Genomic DNA, 13,977 nt, shown 5'->3' on the forward strand with positions numbered 1-13,977 from the left:
TCCTTTCACTTATTTATTCTTACTTGCATTAGGACTGAGCCGTCTTTCAAGCAATTCCATCAGATAATCAGCCACGATAGACATTAAGGCAATCGGGATTACTCCAGCTAAGATAATACTGGTTCCTTCTGAAGCATTAACACCTCGGGTTAAAATGGAACCTAAGCCCCCTGCCCCTACAAAGGTACCAATGGTAGCAATCCCAATGGCAGTAATGAAGGCATTGCGAATGCCCCCTAAAATGACTGGAAAGGCTAAGGGAAATTCAACTTTCAGAACCACTTGCATCTTTGTCATCCCCATGCCCTTACCAACATCAATGATGCCGGCATCGATATTTCTAACTCCTGTATAGGTATTGCGCAAAATAGGCAATAAGGAATAGAGGAAGACGGTTAAAACCACCAGATTCGACCCTAGTCCTAAGTAAAGCATCAATACAGACAATAGAGCCAGGGCAGGAACGGTTTGAATAATATTAGCGATACTAATCACGACATTGGCCAGTTTTTCCCGTCTAGCAATATAAAAACCTAGTGGGATAGCTAATAAGCAGGCAAATATAGTGCCGTATAAGGCCATTAGCATCTGTTGAAAGAATTGGCTTATGACATAAGAACTGTTTTCTGAATAATAATAGAGTAATTGTTGCCATACGCTTAAATCCGTAATATCAGCCATATCCTATTCAACCTCCTTTTTTCTGACTGGTTCTAAGTAAGGTTCTTTGTCTTCAAAATAATTATTACGTAGTAACCATTCCTTAGCGACTGTACTTGGTTCTAATAAGTAATTATCAGCGGTAAAGTTTAGTCGTTGCATCTCTTCATTACTTATCGTTCCAGCGAGTTTGGCCATGACCTTATCAAGATCTGGATATCTTGCACGAATCTCATTAGTAGCGACAGGACTAGCGTCATATGGAGGAAATAGGTGTCTGTCATCTTCTAAGACTTTAAGATCTTCAGAGATGATTCTTCCATCGGTTGAATAGCCTAAGGCAACATCAATTTCTCCATTAGCTATGGCTGTGTAAACCAAACCGATGGCCATGGGGTAAAGATTATCAAAGTCAAAACCGTAAGTTTGGATAAAGCCATCATAGCCATCCCCTTCGCGTTCGAGCCAGGAGTTATCAACTCCTACCTTAAAGCTATCCGCATATTGCTCTAAATCGCTGACCTTTTCAAGTCCCAATTCTTCCGCATCCTCTCGCCTTACCATAAAGGCATAGGTGTTGGCGAAACCATAAGTAGGATACCAGGTTTGGGCAAATTCCTCTTCAAAGCCTTTAACAACTTTCTCAAGGGCCAGTTGGGGATCGGTGATCGGTTCCTGACCTAATTCACCTGTCAAGCTGGTTCCTGTATAACGGACTGAGGCCACGTTCGCATCTCCGGTTTCAAGGGCGGCGTGGTTCATCGATGAGGAACCGAGGTTAGTAATCCGATTGGCATCTATAGGGATATAGTGTTCTACCATACCTTCTACGATGAAGCCCATAATTTCAGCTTCTGTACTTCCTAAACTGGCAATAGTTATGGTATCGGCATCAGCAGCATTAGATAGACCAGGTAAGGAACAACTAGACAATAAGACGACACTAAAGAGAGCGAGTATACTTTTAATGATACGTTTCATGCTTAAGCCGCCTCCTCTTTTGATGACATTTGTGGTGAGGACCATTGTTCAATCTTGCCCATGATGTAATCAACCACTAAGGCGAGTATGGTTACTGGGATGGTTCCTCCAAAGATTAGATCTGCTCTAAAGAGGTTGAGACCATTAAAGATCATTTCTCCTAAGCCGCCTCCGCCGATATAGGCAGCTAAAGTGGTCCATGCAATCACATAGACCGCTGATAAACGCACCCCAGCCATAATCACGGGCGTCGCTAAGGGAAGTTGCACCTTCCAAATTAATTGCCAAGGGGTCAAACCCATTCCCTTACCTGCATCTAAGAGATCAGCACTTACCGAAGTCATTCCTAAATAAGTATTTCTAAGAATGGGCAGTAAGGAATAGAGAAATAAGGCAATAATCGATGGTGTCCTTCCCACACCAAAGAAAGGAATCATTAAGGCTAAAAGTGCCATAGTGGGAATAGTTTGTAAGATACTGACTAAACTAATAATACCACCAGCATATTTTTGATGTTGAGATAGAAAGATTCCCAAAGGAATAGCAACGATGATTCCTAATCCTAAGGAAATGAGGGAAATACTAATGTGCTGGCCTAAAAGTCTTAAAATTTCATCGCCTTCTTGTTGTAAAAACTCTATCATACTTATTCAGTCCCCTCTTCTTGACTGGTGACTGCTTCTTCTGAATTATCTTCTTCACTATCATCGCCCCAGACACTATCGTAAACGAAGTTAACTAAGGCACTGCGGGTGACAATGCCGGTTAATTGCCGGTCACTATTGACGACTGGAATATTAGGCAAAGCCCCTTTTAGGATCCGTTGCATGGTATCTTGGACCAAGTCATCCTCTTGGACTGGATAGGTCCTTTGGTCCATTACCGCACTGACAGAAGCATCACGGGATTGTTCATGAGTAATGGTTTCCAGGCTAATTCTTCCCATTAGATGACGATAATCATCAATCACAAATAGAGAATCAACACGGTTATTGCGCATAACTCGAATAGCATCGCTAATCGATTTGCCCAAACTAATCGTTAAGGGATTGGTGTTCATAATTTCCTTAACAGTGATGATATTGGCCCGAGCCTGCATGAGGCGGTCTTCTCCTAAGAAATCGCGGACATAGTCGTCTGCAGGATTTTGAATAATATTATCTGGAGTATCGTATTGAACCAGATCGCCATCCCGCCAAATAGCAATTCGGTCAGCCAATGCGAGTGCCTCATCCATATCATGAGTCACAAAAACGAAGGTTGACCCATATTCTCTTTGTAGATCTTTGACGAGTTCTTGTAAGGAATCCCTGGTGATGGGGTCCAAAGCTCCAAAGGGTTCATCCATTAAAACAATTTCTGGATTAGCGGCTAAAGCACGGATAACCCCAACCCGCTGTTGCTGACCTCCTGATAGTTCTGAAGGATAGCGGTCAAGGTAATCTTCCGGTAATTCCACCCGCTTTAATAAGCGATGGGCAATTCTTTTGCATTCTTCTTCGTCAACTTTGAGCAAGCGTGGTACGGTAACAATGTTATCGTAAATGGTCATGTGGGGCATGAGTCCAATTTGTTGGATGACATAACCAATTTTACGCCTTAAATCAACGGGATTAAGGTCGGTGGTCTTTTGTCCATTAATTAATATGGCCCCAGAACTGGGGTCATGCATCCGATTAATCATACGGAGTGCGGTAGTTTTCCCACTACCCGATCGTCCGATAAAACAAACAAACTCACCATCATTAATCGTTAGGGACGATTTCTTTAAGGCCTGGACATTGCCAGGATAAATTTTCTCAACCTGATCAAATTCAATCATAGAATCTCCTTCTTTTTGAATTATTATTCCTGTGAATATTTTTCATAGTTTTAATATATCAATAAAATAAAAAGAATACAATTCTATCGGATAATTACCCATATAATCCAAAAAGCTGAAATTGACTAAAAAGTTCTTCTGTGGTAAGTCATTTACCCCTTCAACTTTTCAATCAACTTCAGCTTATTAGGCATCATTGTAATTGCTAAGGCTTAGTAATTTTTTTGTAAGCAGCTCCTTAGGCCTCTTCGCCCCATACTTCTTGAGCCACTTGGATTAATAATTTTATTTTCTTCCATTGGTCTTCTTCACTGATCTTATTGCCAATTTCATTGGAAGAAAATCCGCATTGAGGGCTAATACTTAAACGATCTAAGGGAACATAATGACTGGCTTCTTTAATCCGAGCAATTAAGTCGTCTTTGCTTTCTAACTCAGCTGTCTTTGTTGTCACCAAACCTAAAACTACATGCTTGTCATCAGATACACTCTTAAGAGGCTCAAAAGTCCCCGCCCGGTCAGAGTCATACTCTAGGAAGTAGGCATGGACATTTTCTTGGTCAAACAAGGGACTTTGTACGGTATCATAACCCCCTGAAGCAAACCAGGTAGAACGGAAATTCCCCCGACAGACATGGGTATTGATTCGTAAATCGGAAGGTTTATTTGCGATTACCGCATTATTGACGCGGACATAAAGGGCTTTTAGTTCTTCGATTTTTTCTGGGCTGTATTCACTTCCATCATAATCCTTGCCCCCAGCTAAGCGTCCCCAAGTACAATCATCAAATTGAACCGTCCGACAGCCTGCTTGATAGAGATCATCAATGACTTGGCTATAGGCATGGGCAATATCTGCTAATAAATCGTCTAATTGGCTATAGATAGCCTGGGTATATTCCTTATTAAAGTCACGTAAAACTTCTTGCAAAAATTGAGCTGGTGCGGGAATAGTTTGTTTTACATCCACATGGTCAGAAGCATGAGATTGGGTAAATTTGAAATGCTCAACAAAGGGATGGTTATCACCAGTAATTTTGTCGACAATACGACTGGTTACAGCAAAAACTTGCTCTCCTGAGAATTGAGTACCGGCTTCTACTTTAACACGATCAACGCCATTGAGTCCCCAGAAGAAGTCAAAATGCCAACTTTTGCGGCGGAATTCACCATCCGTGATGGTCTTTAAACCAGCGGCTTCTTCCTTTTTGATCAGGTCAATAATCGCTTGGTCTTCTAAAGTTTTAAGTTCTGAATATTCAATTTCTCCGTTTTCAAATTTCGCTCTGGCTTCAATCAGCTCTTGGGGACGCAGAAAAGATCCCACATGGTCATAACGAAATGGTGATTGTTTTAATTGAGTAAATTCTGTCATAATTAGCACTCCTTATATTTTTAATTGATGTCATAAAAAAATCCCATCCCTGGAACAGTAACGTTTCCAAGGGACGGGATAACCGTGGTACCACCCTGATTACTCCTTTATTACTAGAGGAGTCACTTATACAATCTTTATCAATTGCTGCAAAGTAACGGTTGCTACCGTTTAGAAAGCCAACACCTTCTAAAACCTCCGAGTTCATCTTCACTTATTCAATCGTTATTAGCTCTCATCACTACTAATTTTCTGTAAACTTTTGAAATAAGTTACTCTTCTCATCACAGTTAATTTATTTACTTGTTTTATAGCATAGCAAGTCTTTGTTCTAAAGGCAAACGGCCTTGTCACTCCTTTAGGATAAGCAATTGCTTAACAGATCATCCTTGATTGGCTAAAAGCTTGATTATTCAGCACTTCATAGCTTAAAAAATCATTTATTGATCGTCTTTCTCTATCTTAACAGATAAGTATTTGATATCTTAATACTACAGCTAGCCTTAAAATATATCCTCTTTAAAATATAAATTAGCTTATGATTGCTTATTCTTATCTAAAAAGTAAGCAACCACGAATGAAATTACCATCGCAGAAATTAAGATATAAGATTGGTATTGACTATAGGCTGCAGGACCTAAAAATAAGAATAAAGTGGCCGTAAAAATTAAAGGGGCAATGGCAATCTTCTTATTATTCAGTAACTGAGGGACGGTTATAGCACCAAAAAGAGCTGGCGTAATATGGTCAAAACCCGGTTTTAGGACAGGATGGTTTAAGATAGGCACTAGCCAGGATCCAATTAAAAACACCCCTGCGGCTAAAACTACGATAGTCACCAGTGAGGAGATCCCCACACAAATGATGGCAATCACATCCCCCTTCTCGCTCCCTGGACTGACCCCGGCAATTTTTTGCCCGGCTACCGTAACTGGCATCTTCATGTTAGTAATGTTTCCGGTAATTGAACTCAAATACATAGCTCCAGAACCAAAAATGGGATAAAAGGACAAGTTCTCTACCACAGCCATGGGTAGAAAAATAGCGATTAAACTACTCCCGGCTGCTAAAGCCTTAGTAAAGGATAAACCGACTCCATACCAATAAGCTGTTCCTATCGGTACCATAAACATGGCCATTAAGGCGATTATACTAGTGATTTTACCAAGTCGATTGATTTCTTGAGAAAATTCTTTTGAAGTGCGTGTTTTTTTATCATTCATAGGCTAAACTCCTTAAAATATTTGTGCTTGTAGGATGACAGCTCCCATCCCTACTATTAAAGCAACGGGTAGGGAATAATCTTTTAGGCTAGTCCAGCCAAAGCGCTTTGCTAAGAAATCGATGATTAAAGTCGTCAGTCCGGCGGCCAAAAAAGCCACAAGGGATGAGATATTTTCCGTATTAAATACATAAGGTGTCGATAAAGTAATCAACATTGCCGTAAATAAAGCGCCCGATACTAAAGCGACTATATTCGTATTATGGCTTTCTTCCTTAGCTTTTTGGGAGACTTGGTCTAGCTTACCCATAAAGAGGATGTTAAATAGTATCCCCCATATGATCCCAATAGTCATCACAAACATGATAATGATGAAGACTTCTGCTGTTAAGTTAGGGTCTGAAATGTCGGTAAGTCCTTGACTTTGGGCAGCAATATTAGCCGCCATCCCCTCATAGCCGGCTGAACCAACAATCGATAGACGAAGCCAAGGAAAGTATTTTCCTAAAGGCACAGATAAGGCTAGCATCATCACGATAATAGGCAGGGAAGGAACTACAGATAGCATGGCACTATTGGTCATCGCTCTTTTTAAAGTTTTCTTGGTCATTCCTAATTCCAGACCTCGATTATAGGCTTTCTTGATAAACAAGATTGCTTGAACGCTAACAATTAAAATGACTATGGCGCACAGGATGAAAACGATCGGGCTGTTAGCAATTTCTAAGTAGTGAACTTCTTCATTCATAGGCAGTCCTCTTTCATTTCGCTAGGATAGGTATTTTATTTAAAGTAGTTTAGAGCTATTTCTTTATAGATATCAACGAAAGCTAAAAATTTATCTAAGGAGACATATTCATTTTCTTGGTGAGCGACTGAGGGTTCTCCGGGCCCATAAACCGCTAAATCATAGTCTTCGCCAATTTTACCAAAGTTAGAAGCATCTGTTGCTCCTCCGGTAACGGTCAGCTCTAATTCATGACTGACACAGGATTGAATGGCTTTTATTAAATCATTATCTTCTGTTGAGGTTGCTGGTGGATTGTTTTGAAGAAGATTTAATTCTAAATATCCCTCACTTTTAGCATTTAACTCTTCGATACAGTCATTAATTATCGATAAAACTAAATCATTGCCCGCTTCAGGAACTGTCCGGGTATTGGCTTTCATTTTTACTAAACCAGCCACACTATTGATCTGAGTTCCGCCCTCGATCACTGTATTGACATTTAGGGTCTTCCCTAGGTCAGCATTATAAGCGGATTCTGTATTAAAGCTTTCGTCAAAACGTTGATTACTTAAGTTAATGTAATCTACCATTAACTGCAAGGCATCAATGCCCACTTCTGGCATGGAAGAGTGAACAGTTTTACCATGGGCAATAATTTCATATTGGATAGATCCCTTATGGGCATATATCACTGATTCACTCCCTGATGGTTCTGCAATTAAAAAGCCATCTGCATCATCTAAATAACCTGCTTCGACTAATTGTTTCGACCCATACATGCCAATTTCTTCACCAACCGTTAGGGCTAAGCGTAGGCAACCTTTAAAATTGGCGCCAGCTTCCTTTAATTCAATGGCAGCTAAAACCAAGTCCACCAAACCAGACTTCATATCTGAAGTCCCCCGGCCATAGATTTTTCCATCATGAATCTCTCCAGCAAAAGGCGGATAGGTCCAGTCACTATGGTCGCCTGCAGATACGACATCAAAATGCCCTGAATAGACCAAGACCTTTCCTTCTCTACCTTCACTACCATAGATATTGGCAATAAGTGAAGAACGCCCAGCTTGGTATTCAATAATTTCGCTCTCAATACCATACTTAGCCAGTAAGCGGCTAAAATATTCAGCGACTTCTGCCTCCTGATCATTCTCACTTTCAATTGCTAATACGTCGCGTAAAATTTGTAATTTTTCCTCATCCGTAAACAGCATAAGAATGCCTCCTTTATTATGTTACAAATTCTTATTCAAAATCGTTTATTTTTTTAATAATACCATAAAAAGAAAAAATTGGTTAGATATTCTTACATAAAAATAGTTTAAAATGAATAAAAGCTAGTTAAAAATAAAAAAGAGCCCATGGTCTAACCATGAGCTCACAGTGTCTATAACCTACTTAATCGCTTATTTAGCTGGGAAGATTACGCCACCTAATTGACGACCACCAGCATCCCCTGTAGGTTGGGAAATATAGTCATCTGCACCAGTGTGAACAATGAGGGCTGTCCCGTTGCCTTCATTATGAAGGGAATATTTAGCGTCTTCCTTTAGAGAAAGACCTTCAATTTCGTAGACCCCTTTAAAGTCACCACTAGCTGGAACTTCAATGTTTGGTAAGTCACCTAAGTGAGGACCATTTTCTGATTTTTTACCATGGTCAACACCTGTTGGGTTGAAGTGACTTTTTGCATCAGCAAATTCTTCTTCTGGAGATGCAGCACCATATTCGTGAATGTGCATTGCAAATTCACCTTCTGGTAAACCGTGAAAATCTACAGTGACTTTTACCTTACCGTCGCCTTCTTCAAAGGTAGCGGTACCTGAATCTTCACCTTTTTGATTAAGCATGTTAACAACAACTTTTTCATCTGACATATGCAAAACTCCTTTCCTCTTTAACTACTCCCATCATATCATTTTTATTTGATAAAGAACAAATAATATGCTTCATTACCACTCTTGACTGGAAAGATAGCGTTGGCGTTTATTTTCCAGTTCAGGGATATTTTCTGCCATAAAGTGATTCCAAAGTTTTTGGTTGTTACCGTGCCGGGCAATGATATTGTTATCTGATTTATTTTCACTATTCCTACTTGCTTCCATACGAACTTGGTAGTCATCCCACACCACTTCGAGGAATTGGTCCAGGTCTTCTACAGTAACATCATTATTTAGGCGATAATTGTTGGCTTGACGTATCAAGGTTTCCTTTTGTCGGTCACTATCAAATGCAGTTAAATAGCCATGAATGACCATATAGAAGGCAATTTCATCATTAATCCCTTTAAAATTGAAAGCGATACTAATCCCCGCCTGCGCTAGCTCATCATAATTAATAGTTTTTACAAGTTCCAGATATTGACCGAATTGACTTTTTAAGATGACTTGCTTTTTTTTACTTGACCCTAATGTCAAAGTTCCCTCTCTCCTTTATGCCTAGCGTTAATGCCTTTGCTTAATTATCCGGTGATTATATTTTTCATCTTGGCGTAAGTATAATAATTTTCCTCCGCTATCGGTAGATAGTGGCGAAGGCTCCTTAGGGTCAGCTGTTGTCAGCACCCAGTACATGTTTTGATAACCGTAACGCTCAAAGCCATCATCGCCGTAACCATCAGTAAAATAGACAGACACTGAATTTCTATCATTAAAACCATTGTCGTGTAACCATTCAAAGGCTGGTGCAAAACTGGTTCCTCCCCGCCCCTCAAATTGAAACTGGTCGACATTACTTTGATCCAGTTTATTAACACCGACCACCTGGGTATCTACTTGAACCACCCAAATATCAGTCCCTAAAGTTTTATTAATATTAGCAAGCTCTGCTAAGCTGTATGCTAAGGCCTCAGCATTTTGCGAGGCACTGGTATCAATAAAGGCCACTAATTGGGCGGCAGTGTCTAGAGTCCTTCCTGGTAGGTCGATTCGATAAGGCTGGCGGCGATTAACCCGGTTCTTGGAATAGCGATAGGGAATTGGCGCTTGACCCAAGCCGCGCATAATAATGTCCTTCCAATTCAGAGAACGTTGCTTAAAGAGAACTTGGACTTTTTCTTTAATATTACCACTGAGGTGTTGACGCATTTCTTCATCCATATTTTCATAAGCCTTACGAACAATACCGTTGATAATTTTTCGGTGTAAGTCATTATTCTTACTTTGAGGAATTACAGGCTGCATGGAATGATTTTTCTTCATTTCATCATTTAATTGTTCAGCCGATTCTATCCGCAATTCCCGAGCCTTTTCAGGGTCAAAATTTTTACTGAGTTGACTATAGGTATCATTCATATCCCCACTGCCCTTCATCTTCTCAAAGGTTGACCATACTCGGTTATGGCTATGGTGCTTGGGGTCATCGTCAGCAGATTTTAGCTCTTGATAATAATATAATGAACCCTGTTTCTCGTTAAGGAAATTTTTAGACAACAATTGCTTCATACTGTCAAGGCTGGCGGCGTGGTCTGGGAGGTTATCGATGTATTGATTGACCTCAGTATCCATGGCCACGCTCATCATTTTGCCATCCTCTTCATTGAGAAAGGCCCAGTCATAGTCAGTCAAATGGTTAAAAATTATATGGTAACAAATTTGACGGATGCCAGCTAACATTTGCTTTGGGCCCCGATAGTACATGAAAAACAAGACCGGGTTGACTGATAGGGTTAAGCTAGTTCCCTCAACACTGACATTCAGAGGCTTTGCCAGGTCTTCAGACATCCTGCGGTCCATCTGGTATAAAACCCCAGCAAAAAGAACGTCTCCAGCTCCTTGGTAAGAACGATTTGCCATGAGTTTAGCGCATAGGAGGCCAATAAATTCATCCATTAATTGAGAAAATTTATCATAGTCCTCCGACCAACCAAAATTCATATAGGTGATGAAGGCATAATTCAGTTCGCGGAAGAGCTGATTAACATCATCATAAAGAAGATCTGACTTATGGATTTTATTTTCCTTTTCTTCCTGAGTAGCTTCGTTTTGCGTTTTATTCACTGCTTCCACCTCTTTCATTCTTGCCTTCGCGTCAGAAAGATTAGTCATCGTCTTCTAAGTCTGATCCACTAGCCATGGTAATAGCATAGGCCTTATCAATAAAGCGGTCATCTTCACTTAGTCCTGCTCTTAATTCTTCTAAAGCACTCCCTGCTTCAGCTTGCATGAGGCGAGTAACTAAGGAATAGATTAAGTCAGGGTCAGCGAGTAAAAATAAATCAACATAGCGGCTAAGCAGATCCTGATCCTTGATAATCTCCTTATGGTCCAAGAGTGATTGCGTTAAATCTTGAATAATTCTTTTCTTCCTAATCGCAGGCATCTTTAAAAATCGTTCTTTGATTGATTCAGGTAAGTCCTCACGATCTAAATCAATAATTTCTTTAGGACTAATGTAGTCCCCTTGGTGATTTTCTAGATAAGACAAGAAGACCTGTCCGGCCTCTTCACCAATACAACCGTCGATCCCTTCAACTAAGAAAGCCAGTAAGTCATCGTCTTTGATTTGTGTCGGATCAATCCCCATGGCTTCATAATCATAGAGCAAGTGGGATAAACGTTCATAAGCACGAGGAGTTGGGTTTTTATCACGGGTTTCATCAATAACAATGAAATATTGGCGCCCTTCTGCTTGAAGATAGTCCTTGACTAGCGGATGAATGTTAGTCTGACCCGACTCATTCTCCTGGTCAGCAAAGCTCTCAATCCAATGGTCTAAATTAGCTCCCATCCGAATGCGCATGGTTCGGTCATTAATCGCTAAATCACGCGCACTGGTGGCATAAGCGTTCCCTTCAAAGCCCTCTGTATCACTGGATGGGTTCTCTGCGGTAATAATAATGACATTATCGGGTAAGTGAATTCCCATTAGATGACGTTGTAATACCAAATTCATGAGTTCGCTTTGAACCATGGCGATGGGACGGTTAAATTCATCTAAAAATAGGATCACCTTATGGTCAGGGTTTGCTTTGGCTTCATCCACTGCCCCTTGAATTTGGGGGTTGAGATAATATTCAATGCGGTCCTCTTTGGGGATGGGCATGGTTAAGTCCCCAGGTTGCAGTAAGGAACAGGTCATTTCATAGAACCCATAGCCCAAGTCTCGGGCTAAATTTTGTACCAGTTGCGTCTTACCGATCCCGCCGTGTCCAACAATATCTACTACAATATCTGATTCAGCTTTTAATAGTAATTTCATTCCTTTATAAACGGCTTGATAAGTTAGTCCTGGTGTACGATCGGCCATTTCAAAACCTCTTTCTTCATTAATCTCTAAGGGATATTATAGCTAAAAGACCAGCGTATTCCTATTGATGTGTTTAGCGAAGTTAACTTAAAGTGACTAAACATATTTTTTAGGGACATTGTGTGCTAGAGTTAAGATAAATAAGAATCTAAGTTACAGTAAAAGAAAGGAAAAACTATGACTGAAAACTTTAAAAAAATCAAATTAATTGCTAGTGATATGGATGGAACCCTCTTAAATGACCAAGGTGAATTACCTAAGCAACTTGGCTCCTATATAGACGACTTACAGGCCCAAGGAGTTATTTTTGGAATTGCTTCGGGGAAACCCTATTATGCTTTAGAAGCAGTCTTTAAAAACCGAATAAAAGAAATGGCCTTAGTATGCTCTGGAGGGACCTTCGTTAGCTATCAGGAAGAGACCGTTTATAATTCAACCATTAGCCAGTCAGACTATAGCGACCTCGTTTGCTTAATTAAAGGGGCTTCCAAAGGAATTCCTGCTCTAATAGCTAATGATAAGGCTTATTTTGATAGCCAAGCAAAACCCTACTACAATGACTTTAGCGACTATGTAAAGATTGAATTTGTTGATGACTTAGGTCAAGTAGAAGCTGAAGTGAATAAAGTAACTGCCTATTTCCCTGACTATGACAATAAAGACTACCTCCAAGAGTATCAAGAGCAAATTTCCGGTTCTTACACCGTGATGCCTAGTGGCGCAAAGTGGATTGATATCACTATGGAAGGCCAATCAAAGGGTCATGGCTTGGAAAAATTACTGAAAAAACTTAATTATTCTCCGCGTGAATTAGTCGTTATTGGTGATAGTGGGAACGATACCGAAATGCTCTCTTTAACCTCTAATTCCTTTGCCATGAAGAACGCAAGTGACCAGGTCAAATCTTACGCTAACTATACAACCTGCCAAAGCAACAATGATGAAGGTGTTCTTGAAGTCTATAAAAAGTTACTAGCTGCTAAGAAAGAAAGCAAGTAGTACCCCTAAATATTTTATAGAGTATCAATTAATTTATGAATAAAGTAAAGCGAAAGGAGTCCCATTAATGACGAAAATCAACCGCCAATGGATTAGTCAATTACCAATTAAGAATATTCAAAAAATTCATCCAGTTTCAGGTGGAGACGTTAACGATGCCTATCGTTTAGATAGTAAGGATGGCCCTTACTTCCTTCTGGTCCAAAAAAATACACAGGCTTCCTTTTATGACAGTGAGGTTGCTGGACTTAAAGCCTTTGAAAAAGCAGATATTACTGCACCAAAAGTGATTAACCAAGGAGAAATTAATGGTGATGCCTATCTCCTCTTGACTTATCTCGACGAAGGCTTTTTAGGAGACCAAAAGCGATTGGGAGAACTAATCAGTAAGTTACACCATGTCCACAACGACAATGGTCAATTTGGCTTTGACCTGGATTATCAAGGGGCCAGCTTAACCTTCTCAAATGCTTGGAATGCCTCTTGGTCTGACTTTTTCATTAAACAAAGGCTAGACCCCCTCCATGACTATTTGATTGACCACCAACTATGGCAAAAGGCCGAAAGTGATGCCTACCAAGAAATTCGCGCCATTATTATAGATAGCTTGAGCCAGCATAAGAGTCAACCTTCCCTCCTTCATGGCGACTTATGGTCAGGTAATTTTATGTTTTTAAGCGATGGTCGACCGGCTATCTTTGATCCTGCCCCTTTTTACGGTGATCGAGAGTTTGATATCGGGGTCTCCATAGTTTTTGGCGGCTTTAACCAGAATTTTTATCAATCCTATCAAGCCCTCTACCCCATGGAAGCAGGCTATGAATTTCGCTTAGATTTTTATCAGTTATATTTACTCATGCTTCACCTGGCTAAGTTTGGCAGAGTGTATTATGACAGTGTTGAAGCCATCATGAAAAGAATAAGAGTAAAGGCTAAATAGG

General features: G+C 40.2%; 14 protein-coding genes and 1 other annotated feature. Of the genes, 2 read left to right on the plus strand and 12 right to left on the minus strand.

Going from position 1 to position 13,977, the window contains the following annotated elements; translation table 11 throughout:
- Positions 1–9 precede the first annotated feature (9 nt).
- The 12 genes from CJ190_RS04585 to CJ190_RS04640 all read right to left on the minus strand — a co-directional run bounded on the left by CJ190_RS04585 (position 10) and on the right by CJ190_RS04640 (position 12,037).
- Positions 10–681 carry an ABC transporter permease gene (locus tag CJ190_RS04585; RefSeq protein ID WP_064292449.1) on the minus strand — a complete coding sequence of 224 codons (672 nt, stop codon included), beginning with the start codon at positions 679–681 and terminating at the stop codon, positions 10–12.
- 3 nt (positions 682–684) lie between these two features.
- Positions 685–1,641, minus strand: coding sequence for an osmoprotectant ABC transporter substrate-binding protein (locus tag CJ190_RS04590; protein WP_064292450.1), 957 nt, complete (start codon positions 1,639–1,641; stop codon positions 685–687).
- Between the two features lie 2 nt (positions 1,642–1,643).
- On the minus strand, positions 1,644–2,285 hold the full coding sequence (locus CJ190_RS04595; protein WP_064292451.1) for an ABC transporter permease: 642 nt from the start codon (positions 2,283–2,285) through the stop codon (positions 1,644–1,646).
- Positions 2,286–2,287: 2 nt separating this feature from the next.
- Complete coding sequence (locus CJ190_RS04600) at positions 2,288–3,463, minus strand: ABC transporter ATP-binding protein (RefSeq protein ID WP_064292452.1); 1,176 nt, start codon at positions 3,461–3,463, stop codon at positions 2,288–2,290.
- Between the two features lie 238 nt (positions 3,464–3,701).
- Entirely contained in the window at positions 3,702–4,838 is a 1,137-nt protein-coding gene (locus CJ190_RS04605) for a 5-methyltetrahydropteroyltriglutamate--homocysteine S-methyltransferase (protein WP_101562016.1), read from the minus strand.
- A 66-nt stretch (positions 4,839–4,904) separates the two neighbouring features.
- Positions 4,905–5,135, minus strand: a binding site (T-box leader).
- A 239-nt stretch (positions 5,136–5,374) separates the two neighbouring features.
- Positions 5,375–6,061 carry a hypothetical protein gene (locus tag CJ190_RS04610; RefSeq protein ID WP_064292454.1) on the minus strand — a complete coding sequence of 229 codons (687 nt, stop codon included), beginning with the start codon at positions 6,059–6,061 and terminating at the stop codon, positions 5,375–5,377.
- 12 nt (positions 6,062–6,073) lie between these two features.
- Positions 6,074–6,808, minus strand: coding sequence for a DUF5058 family protein (locus CJ190_RS04615; RefSeq protein ID WP_064292455.1), 735 nt, complete (start codon positions 6,806–6,808; stop codon positions 6,074–6,076).
- A 35-nt stretch (positions 6,809–6,843) separates the two neighbouring features.
- Positions 6,844–8,004, minus strand: coding sequence for an ArgE/DapE family deacylase (locus CJ190_RS04620; protein ID WP_064292456.1), 1,161 nt, complete (start codon positions 8,002–8,004; stop codon positions 6,844–6,846).
- 192 nt (positions 8,005–8,196) lie between these two features.
- Positions 8,197–8,667 (minus strand): superoxide dismutase family protein, encoded by a 471-nt coding sequence (locus CJ190_RS04625; protein WP_013669735.1) that lies wholly within the window; start codon positions 8,665–8,667, stop codon positions 8,197–8,199.
- Positions 8,668–8,742: 75 nt separating this feature from the next.
- Positions 8,743–9,207, minus strand: a complete 465-nt coding sequence (locus CJ190_RS04630) for a hypothetical protein (protein WP_064292457.1) — start codon at positions 9,205–9,207, stop codon at positions 8,743–8,745.
- A 27-nt stretch (positions 9,208–9,234) separates the two neighbouring features.
- Positions 9,235–10,788: a vWA domain-containing protein gene (locus CJ190_RS04635; RefSeq protein WP_064292511.1), complete on the minus strand. Its 1,554-nt coding sequence runs from the start codon at positions 10,786–10,788 to the stop codon at positions 9,235–9,237.
- Between the two features lie 40 nt (positions 10,789–10,828).
- Positions 10,829–12,037 carry an ATP-binding protein gene (locus CJ190_RS04640; RefSeq protein WP_064292458.1) on the minus strand — a complete coding sequence of 403 codons (1,209 nt, stop codon included), beginning with the start codon at positions 12,035–12,037 and terminating at the stop codon, positions 10,829–10,831.
- Positions 12,038–12,214: 177 nt separating this feature from the next.
- On the opposite strand from CJ190_RS04640, the gene CJ190_RS04645 reads away from it, so the two are divergent.
- Complete coding sequence (locus CJ190_RS04645; RefSeq protein ID WP_064292459.1) at positions 12,215–13,036, plus strand: HAD family hydrolase; 822 nt, start codon at positions 12,215–12,217, stop codon at positions 13,034–13,036.
- A gap of 67 nt (positions 13,037–13,103) precedes the next feature.
- The gene (locus CJ190_RS04650) at positions 13,104–13,976 is read left to right on the plus strand and encodes a fructosamine kinase family protein (protein ID WP_064292460.1); all 873 of its coding nucleotides are present in this window, start codon (positions 13,104–13,106) and stop codon (positions 13,974–13,976) included.
- The last annotated feature ends 1 nt before the right edge of the window (position 13,977 follow it).

This window comes from Aerococcus loyolae (genome assembly GCF_002871915.2).
GTDB lineage: Bacteria > Bacillota > Bacilli > Lactobacillales > Aerococcaceae > Aerococcus > Aerococcus loyolae.